16 protein-coding genes are annotated in these 13,433 nt (G+C 41.5%); 12 read left to right on the forward strand and 4 right to left on the reverse strand.

Translation table 11 applies throughout. The features are described 5' to 3' along the window. Positions 1-4: 4 nt before the first annotated feature. Together AKG98_RS19565 and AKG98_RS19570 are read left to right on the forward strand one after the other, a co-directional pair. Positions 5-742, forward strand: a complete 738-nt coding sequence (locus AKG98_RS19565) for an aldehyde dehydrogenase family protein (RefSeq protein ID WP_067050038.1) — start codon at positions 5-7, stop codon at positions 740-742. 196 nt (positions 743-938) lie between these two features. Continuing rightward, the gene (locus tag AKG98_RS19570) at positions 939-1,403 is read left to right on the forward strand and encodes a methylglyoxal synthase (protein WP_067050041.1); all 465 of its coding nucleotides are present in this window, start codon (positions 939-941) and stop codon (positions 1,401-1,403) included. Positions 1,404-1,521: 118 nt separating this feature from the next. Here AKG98_RS19570 and ribA read toward each other — a convergent pair whose 3' ends face one another. Further along, a complete protein-coding gene (ribA, locus tag AKG98_RS19575; protein WP_067050044.1) occupies positions 1,522-2,130 on the reverse strand; it encodes a GTP cyclohydrolase II in 609 nt (202 codons plus the stop codon). 254 nt (positions 2,131-2,384) lie between these two features. Next, positions 2,385-2,972, reverse strand: a complete 588-nt coding sequence (locus tag AKG98_RS19580; RefSeq protein ID WP_067050047.1) for a super-infection exclusion protein B — start codon at positions 2,970-2,972, stop codon at positions 2,385-2,387. A 196-nt stretch (positions 2,973-3,168) separates the two neighbouring features. On the opposite strand from AKG98_RS19580, the gene AKG98_RS19585 reads away from it, so the two are divergent. Both AKG98_RS19585 and AKG98_RS19590 read left to right on the forward strand, forming a co-directional pair. Continuing rightward, positions 3,169-4,104, forward strand: a complete 936-nt coding sequence (locus AKG98_RS19585; protein ID WP_067050050.1) for a bifunctional precorrin-2 dehydrogenase/sirohydrochlorin ferrochelatase — start codon at positions 3,169-3,171, stop codon at positions 4,102-4,104. Between the two features lie 23 nt (positions 4,105-4,127). Further along, positions 4,128-5,027, forward strand: a complete 900-nt coding sequence (locus tag AKG98_RS19590) for a lysine exporter LysO family protein (RefSeq protein ID WP_067050053.1) — start codon at positions 4,128-4,130, stop codon at positions 5,025-5,027. A 120-nt stretch (positions 5,028-5,147) separates the two neighbouring features. On the opposite strand, the gene AKG98_RS19595 is transcribed toward AKG98_RS19590, so the two are convergent. Together AKG98_RS19595 and AKG98_RS19600 are read right to left on the reverse strand one after the other, a co-directional pair. After that, entirely contained in the window at positions 5,148-6,017 is an 870-nt protein-coding gene (locus tag AKG98_RS19595; protein WP_067050055.1) for a phosphoribulokinase, read from the reverse strand. An 86-nt stretch (positions 6,018-6,103) separates the two neighbouring features. Beyond that, entirely contained in the window at positions 6,104-6,331 is a 228-nt protein-coding gene (locus AKG98_RS19600) for a YheU family protein (RefSeq protein ID WP_067050059.1), read from the reverse strand. A gap of 163 nt (positions 6,332-6,494) precedes the next feature. On the opposite strand from AKG98_RS19600, the gene AKG98_RS19605 reads away from it, so the two are divergent. The 8 genes from AKG98_RS19605 to AKG98_RS19640 all read left to right on the forward strand — a co-directional run bounded on the left by AKG98_RS19605 (position 6,495) and on the right by AKG98_RS19640 (position 13,421). Beyond that, positions 6,495-7,310 (forward strand): DUF3450 domain-containing protein, encoded by an 816-nt coding sequence (locus AKG98_RS19605; protein ID WP_067050063.1) that lies wholly within the window; start codon positions 6,495-6,497, stop codon positions 7,308-7,310. Continuing rightward, a complete protein-coding gene (locus tag AKG98_RS19610; RefSeq protein ID WP_067050066.1) occupies positions 7,310-8,746 on the forward strand; it encodes a MotA/TolQ/ExbB proton channel family protein in 1,437 nt (478 codons plus the stop codon). The genes AKG98_RS19605 and AKG98_RS19610 overlap by 1 nt, the downstream gene beginning before the upstream one ends. 2 nt (positions 8,747-8,748) lie before the next feature. Next, positions 8,749-9,255, forward strand: a complete 507-nt coding sequence (locus tag AKG98_RS19615; protein WP_067050069.1) for a MotA/TolQ/ExbB proton channel family protein — start codon at positions 8,749-8,751, stop codon at positions 9,253-9,255. Continuing rightward, the gene (locus AKG98_RS19620; RefSeq protein WP_067050071.1) at positions 9,256-9,657 is read left to right on the forward strand and encodes a biopolymer transporter ExbD; all 402 of its coding nucleotides are present in this window, start codon (positions 9,256-9,258) and stop codon (positions 9,655-9,657) included. Next, a complete protein-coding gene (locus AKG98_RS19625; protein WP_067050074.1) occupies positions 9,629-10,333 on the forward strand; it encodes an energy transducer TonB in 705 nt (234 codons plus the stop codon). Before AKG98_RS19620 ends, AKG98_RS19625 begins: the two co-directional genes overlap by 29 nt. Further along, positions 10,320-11,687 (forward strand): hypothetical protein, encoded by a 1,368-nt coding sequence (locus AKG98_RS19630; protein ID WP_067050078.1) that lies wholly within the window; start codon positions 10,320-10,322, stop codon positions 11,685-11,687. Before AKG98_RS19625 ends, AKG98_RS19630 begins: the two co-directional genes overlap by 14 nt. Before the next feature lie 147 nt (positions 11,688-11,834). After that, on the forward strand, positions 11,835-12,194 hold the full coding sequence (locus tag AKG98_RS19635; protein WP_067050082.1) for a nuclear transport factor 2 family protein: 360 nt from the start codon (positions 11,835-11,837) through the stop codon (positions 12,192-12,194). A gap of 186 nt (positions 12,195-12,380) precedes the next feature. Further along, positions 12,381-13,421, forward strand: coding sequence for an oxidoreductase (locus tag AKG98_RS19640; RefSeq protein ID WP_067050085.1), 1,041 nt, complete (start codon positions 12,381-12,383; stop codon positions 13,419-13,421). Positions 13,422-13,433 lie beyond the last annotated feature (12 nt).

Consider the following 13,433-nt stretch of genomic DNA (forward strand, 5'->3'; position numbering starts at 1 on the left):
AACCATGGTTGTAGAAAAAAAATTAGTTCAGACGCAGCATCTGATTGAAACTGGCCTTTGTGCGTGGCAGAGCTGGAATGAACAGGGTGTCATTGCCCGTGCTGAGTTGATTGCAAAATGGGCTGAGATCATTAGCCAAGAAGCAGCATTAGGTAAACTTGCGGGTGAAATGGCGAAATATCAAAAACACCAAGCAATTACGTTATTGGGCGATGAAAAATTAATGCCAGGGCCGACAGGTGAAGTGAACGAACTTTACAGTGCCGGACGTGGATTATTTATTGTCGCAGCAACAGATGCTGAGCAAAGTAGCAGTATTAACGCCATTGTGGGTCATGTGAGTGCAGCGTTATTAGCGGGTAATACCTTGGTATTGGCATTACCACAAGCGCAGCAAGCATTGCAATTTGTGTTGCTTAATACACTGCATGCCGCGGGTATTCCTGAACTTGTCGTGCAGGGCGCTGAGGAAACTGAGTTAACGGCACTGATTGAATCTCCAAAAGTAGCGGGTGTTGCGTTTACCGGGGATGAAAAAACCGCGCAAACGATTAACCGTACTTTGTCTACTCGTGATGGTTTATTGGCGCAGTTAGTGGCTGAAGTGAGTGGCTGTGCATTGGCTTACGTCACAGATGATCACTTTATCTTACGCTTTATTACCGAGCGTACCCGTACTATTAATATTACGGCTGTGGGTGGTAATGCAATCTTGTTAGAGCTCGGTGGCGGTGACCATTAATTGCTAGCGCGATTCACAGTAAAATTGATCGTGTAATATGAATACCCCATATCAGGTACGCATTTGAGTACCTGATATGGGACTCCTATCAGTGTAAGTTCCTTTATTTAGTAGTATCATCAGCCTCATTGTCTTAAGTTATCATTTATAAACTTGTGTCTTAAGTTATTATTTGTAAATTAAAAGTAGGTCACTGATGCAAAAAACTACCCGTTGCATGGCAGCTAACAAACGTATCGCGCTTGTAGCCCATGATCACATGAAATCAGATTTGATTGCTTGGTCAAAAGCACGTGCTGAGATTCTCCAAAAACACGATTTATTCGGTACTGGCACCACAGCCACATTATTGACTAAACACGTTGAATTACCTGTTAAAGCATTGTTGAGCGGACCTATGGGGGGCGATCAACAGCTTGGCGCTATGATTGCAGAAGGCGAGATTGATATGATGATCTTTTTCTGGGACCCTATGAATGCAGTGCCACACGATCCGGATGTAAAAGCATTATTGCGTTTAGCAGCAGTGTGGAATATTCCGGTGGCAACCAATCCAGCCACGGCTGATTTCATTATTGATTCTATTCATTCCAGTAGCAAATACGAATATGCAGTGCCTGATTACGAAGGTTATTTAGCAGAGCGTATTAGCGAGCTATAACGTAGTAAATAACGATTTTTTGGCATAACAGAAAATAACGATTGTTTTGAAATAAACAGTATGAAAGGTAATAACAGCAGCGCGTGTCTGCTGTTATTATTGATTGATGTGAGTCGTGTTAATCTTCTTTGAAATGCTCTTCAGTCATCATATGCCCAAGCTTGTCGGCTTTGGTTCTCAAATAATGTTCATTGTGCATATTCTTACCCACTTGTAATGGCTGACGTGCCACCACATTAACGCCGTATTCTTCCATCGCCGCCAATTTTTTCGGGTTATTGGTCATGAGCCTCACTTTGCTAATACCGAGGTGGTCTAACATAGGTTTGCACATGGCATAATTACGTAAGTCTGCAGCAAAGCCTAATTTTTCGTTCGCTTCAACCGTATTGGCACCAGAGTCTTGTAAATTATATGCACGGATCTTATTTAACAGACCAATACCACGACCTTCTTGACGTAAATACAGAATAAAGCCAGAACCTGCTTCGGTGATATTTTTCATTGCGGTTTCAAGTTGAAAGCCACAATCACAACGTAAACTAAACAAGGCGTCACCGGTTAAACATTCTGAATGTATACGACCTAATATGACTTCGTCTGTAGCTAACTCACCATACGTTAGCGCCACATGTTCTTTGCCTGTTTCTGAGTCTTCGAAGCCGTGCATAGTGAAAGTACCAAAAGGTGTTGGTAGTTTTGAAGATGCGATAAATTTAATAGACACGGATTACCTCTTACTATTCATCGCTTATGATTAGTGATGAACGTCAAATAAAATTACTTTGGGCTAGTTTACGCGTTTATGGTGGTAATCTGAATAGAGAATTGTAAAAAGACGGGATAATTATCATTCGCTATCAATGCAAAGTATACAAAGTTATGTTCTTTATCAATGCAAAGTACACTAAAGTTATGTACTTTGCTGTTTAAGATCATGATTAGAGACTGGTTGGATTTGCATCAGCATCAGGATTAATATTAGTGGCGTACGTAAAACTCTTTTGCAAATGATGGACGTGCCGCTTTAAGAGTCTGTGCTTGTTGTTCAGTCATTTTACCTGCAGGAAAACCTAACGCTTTGTGATCGAGTAAAGCGCGGGCCTTAATATTGATACACAGTTTGATTTTACTGCCAGTACCGATGATTTCTTGACTGTTGAGGGCGGGTACTAAAATGCAGTGTTCGATTAAATTGGCAACAGAAGCGACTTCTAAAGGCAGTGAAATAATATCTTTCTTTTGAAAAATGAATTCACGGATCACTGCTTGCTCGGAGGTATTCATTATTTTAACCATTTTGGTTATTTTCTTCATCATATCTGTTTCACTTTGTTTCTCAAGCACTGATTGGCCAGCTTGAACAAGTAACAGCGCGATAAAATAAGCGATGCCTGAAATGACAATAATAGAAATATAACCACGGTATTCCGTCACCCATAGCTCTAACCCAGACACCGACAGTGCAGTGGTTGGCAGTAGTAATACTAATGCTGCAGCAAGCAGTAACCAAGTGGTGGCAATGTTTATCTGTTTGTAATTTTGAATATACTGCTTCAGTTCATGCATGATCAAGCCTCTACTAATAACTGCTGTCAAAAAATTGTCTGATGTATGACATTATTTATGTAATTCTTCTTAGATTCAAATATAAGCATTTTTTGTGCCACTAAATTAATTATTTTCAATGGTCGTGATGTTGATGACTATCAGCAGGTTGCACCGTATACTAACGGCTGTTTATGCACTTTTAAATGGATGTCACATGCAGTATTTGCCAATTTTTATGGATGTAAATAATAAAAACGTGCTGGTTGTTGGTGGCGGAGAAGTCGCGAGTCGAAAAGTTGACTTGTTGTTGAGTGCCTGTGCCAAGGTAACTGTGTTATCCCCACGTTTAAACGATACGCTGCAACGCTATCGTGTTAATGCCAAAATAACAGTGATTATTGACGGCTATAACAGTAACTATCTCCTTGATTATGTGATGGTATGGGTAACAACGGATGATACCTTGCTTAATAAACAAGTATGGCAAGATTGTTGTGAACGTAACTTATTAGTCAATGTGGCTGATCAACCTGAACTGTGTGAATTCATCACCCCTTCTATTATCGACCGCTCGCCATTACAAATTGCTATTTCAAGTGGTGGGGCTTCGCCTGTACTGATCCGCTATTTGCGTGAAAAACTTGAAGCCTTATTACCAGAAACTCTGGGTCAACTGGGTACATTTGCCGGTGAGCAACGTGAGCGGGTAAAGCAACAATTTAGTAGCGTGACAGAAAGACGTCGTTTTTGGGAACGTTTTTTCAGCTCTAAAGCCGTGACGCTGGCCACCGATACAGTGCAATTACAACAAGAGTTTGATTTGCAATTAACCACGCCAAATACCGACGTTGACGGTGATATTTATTTAATCCAATTACCTGACGAAACTGACTTATTACGTTTAAGAGCCTTGCGTTTAATGCAACAAGCGGATGTTATTTTATACGTCGAGGACGGTGATGACAGTATTGCTGACTTTGTTGAATTATGCCGTCGAGATGCCGAACGCTATCCTGTACTGAATGATGATTTTGTTGTGCAAGCGCAAGCGCGTAAACAGCAAGGTGAGCGTGTTTGTTTGTTAATTAATAATAATACACAGTTTGATTTATTAACCACAGAGCTCAACGCGGTTAGTGTTATCGCTTAATTATTTGTAGGATTGATTTTAAGATGTATTCAGGTTTTCTCATTGTTATCATACCCTTGATACTGGGCTATCTTGTCGAATTAAAACAAACTAAACATATTCATTGGATTAATGTTTGTACCAATAAAATGATCTACGTGATCTTGTTTTTGATGGGAATTAGCTTATCGCATCTGGATAATTTCGCGCAAAATATCCAGAATATCGGATTATACAGTTTTACGGTGCTCAGTTGTGTGTCAATTGCGAACTTAATGGCATTGTGGGGACTGGATAAACGTTTAACTAAAACGATAGCGGGAGAAGGGGAGTCATTAAGTAAATGGCATCTTATTTTAGAATCACTACAGTTAATTTGTGTTATTGCTGCCGGTTTTATATTGGGTTTATTTGTTTCTTCAGAACTGATTGAGATTGATGCAATCAGTGAAGGCGCATTGGTATTGTTGTTACTGTTTATTGGTTGCCAGCTACGTAATAGTGGGATGAAGTTACGGGAAATTCTACTTAATACTTGGGGTATCAAGATTGCAGTGGTCGTGATGCTAAGCTCTTGGTTAGGAGGGATGGCGGCCGCTTTATTCCTCGGTATACCGTTAGCTAATGGTCTGGCGTTAGCGTCGGGTTTCGGTTGGTATTCGTTATCGGGTATTTTATTGACCGATGGCTTATCACCGGTATATGGGGGCGCGGCGTTTATTATTGATTTAGGCCGTGAGCTGGTGGCTATTTTAATCATTCCATCATTGATTCGTTTATACCCATCAACCGCAATTGGTTATGCGGGTGCGACGGCAATGGACTTTACTTTGCCAATGATCCAAAAATCCGGTGGTAATGGTTATGTACCGCTCGCCATTGTCAGTGGTTTTATTTTAAGTTTATCGTCACCGTTATTTATTAGCGTGTTCTTGGCGCTGTAATCACGGGAACTTAGGCTAATAACCCCAGATAAACAAAAGGGAGATGCTGTTAGTCAGCGTCTCCCTTTTGTGTTTTCTCCCCGAACAAGTTAATTATTGTTCGGGGAGATTGCTTGTAAATTAGCTAATCTTACCTTCAACTAATAGCTGACGAATTAATGGCGCACAGATAAGCTCCATCGCCAGTGCCATTTTTCCGCCAGGTACAACCAAGGTATTGATACCTGAAATAAATGAGCCATCGATCATGGTTAGCAAATAAGGGAAATCAATATTCTTCACGCTTTGGAAACGGATCACCACCAAACTTTCATCCAGCGTTGGGATCGTTGTCGCACTAAATGGATTCGAGGTATCAACTAGCGGCACCCGCTGAAAGTTAATGTGGGTGCGTGAAAACTGCGGCGTAATAAAGTTAATGTAATCGTCCATTGAGCGCACGATAGAATCGGTTACCGCTTCACGAGAGTGCCCACGGTCTTCAGTATCACGGACTAACTTTTGGATCCATTCTAAATTGACGATTGGCACCATGCCGATCAACAGATCAACATGCTTAGCTACGTCATTGTCTTTGGTTGCGACCCCGCCGTGTAGACCTTCATAAAATAAAAGGTCAGTACCCGTTTCGATATCTTGCCAAGGGGTAAACGTACCCGGCATTAAGTTATACGGTACGGCTTCGTCAAACGAGTGCAGGTAACGACGGTACTTACCGCTACCATCACGGCCATAGTCTTGAAAGAAGCTTTCCAGTAACTCAAAATCATTGGCTTCAGGCCCAAAATAGCTGATATGCCGACCTTGTTCACGTGCTTTGCGGATTGCCACATCCATTTCGGGACGGGTATAACGATGAAAACTGTCGCCTTCGATAAAAGACGCTTTGATGTTTTCTTGCTGGAACATGTGTGCAAAGGCCAAGCTAGTGGTAGATGTACCGGCGCCTGATGAACCTGTCACAGCAATGATAGGATGTTTTGCTGACATTTGATCGACCAACTAGTTGAATTTAAGGAAATAGAGCTATGTTATACGAGGTTAATGCTTTCAGATCAAGTATAAAATTTGCACGATTATTGTGGGTTTTTAAGAACTTCGCTCTTGGCTAGGATGTTCACGCTATCATGCAATTCAGAGTAAACGATGACCACATCACCGCTTTCAAGTTGTTTGGTTACTTGACATACTTTTTCTGACATTGACATCTCAAGGGTGCCATAATCAGTACCTTCTCGTAGTACGAAATGTTCGATTAATGTATTTAGCGTATTCTTATCGAGTTGTTGATATGGAATAATCATAATTGAGCTCTACGTTGTATATACCAATAATTTGCCTAATATTAACATATTTATTCTAATTGATTGCTAAATACAATTAGCTTAAATACAATGATTCTCATTTAGATTATTTATATTTATAATTCGCTAACTCTTACTTCATATTTAGTCGCAGTGGAATAACATGAACTATTCAGCAATTTGGTCAATTGGGTTACTTGCAGGTACATTAATGATGCCTGTTCAGGCTGCTCCCGCAACGAGCGAGCTTGATAATATTATCGGTAGTAAGCAGCAATCACAGGCGCAAGCACAACGTACTCAGGATCATATTGCTGATCTAGATGACAAAACCAGTGAAACTGTCAGTGAATATCGCGCCTTGTTACGTGAAAATGCAGTATTGACCGCTTATACAGCACAGTTAGGCAAGCAGGTCTCGCAACAGCAGAAATTGTTAATCGGTTTAGAAAAGAACATGGCCAGCGTCCGTGAAACGCGTATGGAACTGACCCCGTTAATGCAAGAAATGGTGCAAGTACTGACCCTGTTTGTCGAACAAGATATCCCTTTTTTATGGCAAGAACGTCAATTACGTTTAGCTGAACTCAACCGTTTATTAGATAACCCTAATATCAGTGTTGCGGATAAATATCGTCGAATACTCGAAGCTTACCAAATCGAAACTGAATATGGCGACACCATCGAAACATGGCAAGCACAATTGCCATTAAGCGATGCGGACAAAACCGTACAGTTTATTCGCGTTGGTCGGGTGGCTTTATATTACCTGACGCCAGATCATAACAATGCGGGCTATTGGGATAACAGCAGCCGTACTTGGTTAACATTACCAGCCAGCTGGTTAGCCAGAGTGAAGCAAGCTTATGACGTCGCGGATAACAAAACCGTACCGACGTTATTAGCACTGCCTTTATTAGAAACATCTTTATTACAGGCGCACGCGGTTCCAGCAACGCAACAGCAGGAGTCGCTATAATGACTATAACTATCTCTCTATTTAGGGTTGTGCTTAGCACCCTGTCTATGCGTTGTAACGCCGTTATTATTGCCACTAGTTTGTTGATGTTCAACGTCAACGCCACACCACTGGATGACCTGTTAAAGCAAGTTAAGCAAAGTAATGTGGCAGAAACCAAAATAGATAATGAAGCGTTAACGCGTTTTAAAAGTAATTTAGCGACGCAAAAAGCCAATTTAGCGAAACAAGCTACGCGTAACCAAGCGTTACAACAAAAAATGACTCAGTTGCAAAATACCATTGCTGGCAACAACAAACTGATTTTAGCCAAACAAAAATTAGCCAATAGTGAAAAGTCCGATCTGGATAAAGTGTTCAGTGAATTCCGCCGCGCCAGTCAGGATCTACGGGGTCAATTAAATAAAAGTCCATTAAGTGCAACACTGCCAGGACGTGCAACGCAACTTTCTCCGTACAGTGAAGCGAACTACGAACCGGATCTGGTTGCCATTAAACACTTATGGTTATTGTTTACCGAGCAAATGGTGGCGAGCAGTAAAGTGACGACTGCGGATATGTTAGTGACTATGGCTGATGGTAGTAAAAAAACCTTAGCTGTTACGCAAATCGCTGGTTTCACCGCATTTACAGCACAAGGCCCATTGTTATACCAAGCGGGCAGTGAAAGTTATCAATTATTAACGCCAACTACAACGGATATGGCGGCACGTATTGCTGCATTTTCACAACCGTCTGAAGGTTTTGTTGGTACGTTGATTGATCCATCCGGTGGTGCATTATTAGCTCGTGCAACACAGACTAGCGCGTGGTGGAAGGTATTTTCTGATGCGGGTGTTGTCGGTGCTATTATTGTCGCCGTGGGTATTATCGGCATGACAATCGGTTTATTCCGTCTGTTGGTTCTGACGCGTGAAGCGAAGAAAATAGAATTACAAAAACAACAATTAGATAAACTGACCGATAACTCACTCGGCCGTATCATCGGTGTTGCCGAGCGTCACGAACGCAGTAATGCCGATGAATTAGCACGTTTTCTTGATGAAGCAATCTTGGCTGAATTACCTGAATGTCGTAAAGGGTTGGGTTCGATAGCGGTACTGGCGACTATCGCACCACTGCTCGGGTTATTAGGTACAGTGGCGGGGATGATTGAAACATTCCAAGCTATTACCGCTTATGGAAACAGCGATCCACAAGTGTTATCAAGTGGTATTTCTCAAGCTTTGTTAACGACTAAGTTTGGTTTGATTGCCGCCGTGCCACTCATGTTATTACACAGTTTATTAATCAGTAAAAGTGACAGTATCTTGCATGTGATAGAACATCAAAGTGCAGGTTTATTAGCGCAACGTCAACAGCGTCTCAGCTTATATGCCAATGAAGCAGAGCCTCGAGTAATGACTCATCAGCAGCAAGCGATAGGTAACGTGTAAGTATGTCTGGGTTTATGGATTTTCTTAGCAATGCATCGGTGATCTTTTGGGTTATTATGTTGTTGTCTGTGGTGATGTGGTGGACGATTGCCCGCTGCTATTTACAGTATGGGTTGCAATACCCTGTATTGTCTAAACACTACCAAGGTGAATGGGCGCAATGGCAGGGACAATCTCATTTACTGGCAGTCGCGGTGCGCGATGGCTTTATTTCTGAATTACAAAGTCAGCTCACTCGTAAGCTTATTTTTATTAAAACCTTAACTGGGGTTTTACCCTTATTAGGGTTACTGGGCACTGTCGATGGCATGATTGATAATTTTGCTGTGTTGTCTGACAGTCTCGGTGTATCGGAGTTATTTAACAGTGGGATTGCCCAAGCATTATTAACTACGTTGGCGGGGTTGGTGACGGGGTTATCAGGTTTGTTTTTTTGTCACAGTTTGAACAAACGGGCGAATTTATTGACTTTAGATCTGGCCCAAAAATTAGTTGTTAAAGGGATATAAATGAGAACGCGATTTAGCCGAAATAATAGTGATGCGCTCACTGTCGATTTAACACCTATGATTGATATGGTGTTTATTTTACTTATCTTTTTTTTAGTGACTGCATCGTTTAATAAAATGAATGCGATTGATATTCAACGTCCCGATGGCGCGACGAATGATCTGCAAGGGTCTGTGAGTTTAGTCGTGTCTATCGATGCTGAAAATGGCGTTTGGATTGAAGGCGAGCCCGTCGATATCCGCAAATTGCGTAGCCGAGTAAAGACCTTGAGTAGTAGTGATCATACTTCGGTGATGTTGAATGCCGATCGCACGGTTGATACCGGTCGTTTAATTGAAGTATTAGATCAAATTAGATTAGCTGGGGTGGACAATGTTGCAGTTGCAACAGCGGGGCAGTAAACGCTTTCGTTTGATCGCGTTGGTACTGGCGGTACTGGTTAATATTAGTTTAGCGGGATTAATTTATTCTCTCACCATTGGTGGGAATAAAGCGCCGGTGAACGATCCGATCACCATCAACTTTCGTCAGTTCACTGATTCGAATGTGGAAGAGCAGGACATTACCCCTGAGTTAGAGGTGATCCCAGAGCCGAAACCACAGCAAGATATGGTCGCACTGCCACAATCGATACTGCCGAGTTTCGATGTGCAGAACATTAATTTAAACAGCAGCATAACCTTGCCTGCGTTAGCAGTACCGATGTTTGATGTCTCTCCACAATTTGTTGATGTAACGAGTTATATTCAACCCCAAGTCGAAGTTACGCCCGTTGTAGTAACGAATGTAGTGCAAGCGACTACTGGTGAGCCTGAAATTGGTTTTGCAAAAATATTACGTAAAACTGAACCGCAATATCCGTATAAAGCCAAACGCCTCAGGATTGAAGGGTATGTGTTATTACATATCTTGGTTAATGATGATGGCCGTGCAGAAGAGATCAAGGTAGTGGAAGAAAAACCACGTGGTTATTTTGCTAAAACATCGCGTAAAGCGGTGCGTCGTTGGCAGTTTGAAAAAGCCCCCGCAGGTACTGAGGTGTGGAAAAAATGGAGAATGACTTTTGAACTTAACTAAAGTGAAACAGCATTGTTCAGCCTTGCTATCTGTGACCTCGTTATGCTTGGGCTTTTTATTATTATCAATATTGCTTTCAATTACTAGCGCAAACGCTAAGCAAGTCCCCGCGTCGGTATATAGTCGTTATATTACCTTAACAACGGCTTTTGCGAAGATGTCAGCGCAAGACGAGAAACAAACTAAAGCGAAGGTAGAATCGAATAAGATCTTAACGAACGACATTGCTGACTTTTACCAACAGCAGCGTGATCACTCGACAGAACGTCAATTGCTGGCCAGTAATTTACAGCTGCAAGTTCTGCTCATGCCGCAGAACTCTCTGCAAGGTTACGAGCAAGCCTATCAAGTGGTGACTCAGTTATTAAGTTTATCGCTAGAGCTTGAGCAACAACTGATATTCCAGCAATTGGCAGCGCAGTTAGCTGCATCGTTAACAACAGAAACTGTCGCGACGAAAGGACAAGAAAGCAAGTCGTGGAACTTGGTCGCAAAACACCTTAATGCTTGGTTTACGCTGGTGGACAAACTCGATGAAAAACAACACGAAAAATATAAAATTACTATAGCAAAACAAGCCAGTAATGCCGCATTATTAGCGCAAGCCTATTATTTACAAGACAAGTTAACTGCCGCCCTAACGCCATCAAAACGTGCTTATCAATTAGTACCCAAAAATGAATCTTATCTGCAATTGTTATTAGCTTTGTTACAGCGTTTAGAGCAAGACAAACAGCTTAATAAACACCTTGAAATTGCGGTCGTGGATTTCCCTAAGTCAAAAGATTATTGGGAACGACTGGCGTATAGCTACCTGACTTTAGAGCAGAATAAATCCGCGTTATCGACATTGGCGATCACTCGTAATCAAGGTTTGCTCACCGCACAAGGTTATCGCGTATTAGCCTCGCTATATCTACAGCAACAACAGCCTCGATTAGCCGCCGCTGTGTATTTAGAAGGAGCTGAAAAGAAATTATTGCAGCAAGATAGCGCTTATTTTAAAGGCTTGAGTAATGCGTGGTTAATGGCGCGTGAACGTAGCATGGCACTTATTGTTTTAGCCCAGGCTGCTGACGCAGGCATTAAGTTAGCCAAACATGACCAACAGCAAGCGCAGTTATTGTATTTAGAAGCACGTTGGTCAGAAGCGGAATTAGCGTATGCAGCGTTGTTGGATCATGGTGTTAAGGGCGAAGATCAAAAGACCTTACTCATGACTGACAAATGGCGTTTTTTATTAGCCGTCAGCCAGATTGAACAAGGTAAAAAAGCACAAGCGAAAGATAATTTATTGCTATTACAGACCAAACAATATCAAGGTTACAGTAAAGGGTGGTTAGCGCAGTTGTAAATCGTAATGTCATCTTAAGTGATGATAGCGTGGTTATACATGCTAATAAACTTACTTACAATAGAGTATTTATCTAATAGTGGCTAGGGCAGGGTTATTAAATGCCTTCTATAGTTAAATGATAAAAATATATAGAAGGCAACCGTAATGAAACTATCTAATATAGTACAGCGTGGTTGGGAAGCCGTTGACAGAGGTGATTTCGATACCTTAGTCGCTGATTACACAGATGATATTACATTCATAATGCCCGGGCAGGAGAATATAGTGAGAGGGCTGACGACGTTTCGCACTGTGCTAGACCAGCTGGGTGGCTTACTTCCTCCTGGTTTCGAGATCACAGAACTTCGTCAGATTGAAGGAGAAAATGAAGTCGTCTCAATCGTTGAATGGAAATCAAATAAAATAGAGTTCTCCGCATTATCCGTCTTGTTCAGATTTGAAGGCGACAAAATTTATGAGGAAAGGTGGTTCGTCGATACCGAACAATGGAAACGCCTATTTTGAACAGCTGAGAAATATTATAATTTAAAGCGGGGCTTGTTATCATAAGTTTAGTTCCGCTGCACATTCTCGCTATCACTTTTTATTTAAATATTACGTGCAACTTTATCGTGCAAATAGACATACATTAAATTACGATTTGATTCGATGCACAGGTACCGTTACTTCATAAATAAAGAGTTAATAACTATGGCTTTAGCACCGATTAAAACAGCCGTTATCGGCTATGGGTTTTCTGCAAAAACTTTCCATATCCCCTTTCTTACTAGCCTGCCTGAGTTTGAGTTAGTTGCCATTAGCAGTAGCCAGCGTGATGCTGTTGTTACTGATTTTCCTACCGTCGATCATTACACGACAGCCGACGATCTTCTTACGAACTCTGATGCCGAACTTGTCATTATTACTGCGCCCAATGATGTGCATTTTTGTTTAGCAAAACAGGCCTTAGAAAATAACAAACATGTTGTTCTCGAAAAGCCGTTTGTCACCAATATTGCTGATGGTGAAGCATTAATCGAATTAGCCGTCGAGAAAGGGCTTGTTCTGAGCGTTTATCATAATCGTCGTTGGGATGGTGATTTCCTTACCGTTAAAAAATTAATTGAAGAAGATCGTATTGGGGAACTGAAGAGTTTCGAATCTCATTTTGACCGTTTCCGGCCTGCAGTACGTCAACGCTGGCGTGAACAAGCTGCTAATGGAGGAGGTATTTTATTTGATTTAGGCCCACATCTGCTTGATCAAGCGTTGGCATTGTTTGGTGTACCAGATGCGATCACTGCTCAATGTTTAATAATGCGAGAGGATTCAACGAACGTAGATTATTTTAATCTTGTACTGCATTACCCCAATCAAGTGACAACCCTGCATGCTGATCTATTCAGTGCTGGTCCAAATAAACGTTTCAGCGTTAAGGGTTCGAAAGGTAGTTATGAAAAATATGGATTAGATCCACAAGAAGCGCGTTTAATTGCGGGTGTATTACCTGTCGATGCATGTTGGGCCGATGAAACAGCTGAGCAATACGGTTGTCTATATAGCGCTGATGATGCTGAAATAATAACAACGGAACGTGGTTGTTATCAGCAGTATTTTTTTTCAATGGCTAATGCGATTCGATTGAAGACCAAACCACCGGTCACAGCAGAAGAAGCGCTGTTGAATATTAAATTAATTGAACTGGCTATGGAAAGTAGCCGCTTAGGCAAGACTTTATCAGTGACGTTGTAATGACAGTAAGAG

Source organism: Moritella sp. JT01, from assembly GCF_001574435.1.
In the GTDB taxonomy this organism is placed as follows: domain Bacteria; phylum Pseudomonadota; class Gammaproteobacteria; order Enterobacterales; family Moritellaceae; genus Moritella.

Coding starts and splice junctions, on each gene's coding strand:
- AKG98_RS19580 (WP_067050047.1), bottom strand. CDS start 2,972: ATGCATGAACTGAAGCAGTATATTCAAAATTACAAACAGATAAACATT.
- AKG98_RS19595 (WP_067050055.1), bottom strand. CDS start 6,017: ATGTCAGCAAAACATCCTATCATTGCTGTGACAGGTTCATCAGGCGCC.
- AKG98_RS19625 (WP_067050074.1), top strand. CDS start 9,629: ATGTTGCAGTTGCAACAGCGGGGCAGTAAACGCTTTCGTTTGATCGCG.
- AKG98_RS19640 (WP_067050085.1), top strand. CDS start 12,381: ATGGCTTTAGCACCGATTAAAACAGCCGTTATCGGCTATGGGTTTTCT.
- AKG98_RS19605 (WP_067050063.1), top strand. CDS start 6,495: ATGAACTATTCAGCAATTTGGTCAATTGGGTTACTTGCAGGTACATTA.
- AKG98_RS19620 (WP_067050071.1), top strand. CDS start 9,256: ATGAGAACGCGATTTAGCCGAAATAATAGTGATGCGCTCACTGTCGAT.
- AKG98_RS19570 (WP_067050041.1), top strand. CDS start 939: ATGCAAAAAACTACCCGTTGCATGGCAGCTAACAAACGTATCGCGCTT.
- AKG98_RS19600 (WP_067050059.1), bottom strand. CDS start 6,331: ATGATTATTCCATATCAACAACTCGATAAGAATACGCTAAATACATTA.
- AKG98_RS19585 (WP_067050050.1), top strand. CDS start 3,169: ATGCAGTATTTGCCAATTTTTATGGATGTAAATAATAAAAACGTGCTG.
- AKG98_RS19610 (WP_067050066.1), top strand. CDS start 7,310: ATGACTATAACTATCTCTCTATTTAGGGTTGTGCTTAGCACCCTGTCT.
- AKG98_RS19590 (WP_067050053.1), top strand. CDS start 4,128: ATGTATTCAGGTTTTCTCATTGTTATCATACCCTTGATACTGGGCTAT.
- AKG98_RS19565 (WP_067050038.1), top strand. CDS start 5: ATGGTTGTAGAAAAAAAATTAGTTCAGACGCAGCATCTGATTGAAACT.
- AKG98_RS19635 (WP_067050082.1), top strand. CDS start 11,835: ATGAAACTATCTAATATAGTACAGCGTGGTTGGGAAGCCGTTGACAGA.
- AKG98_RS19615 (WP_067050069.1), top strand. CDS start 8,749: ATGTCTGGGTTTATGGATTTTCTTAGCAATGCATCGGTGATCTTTTGG.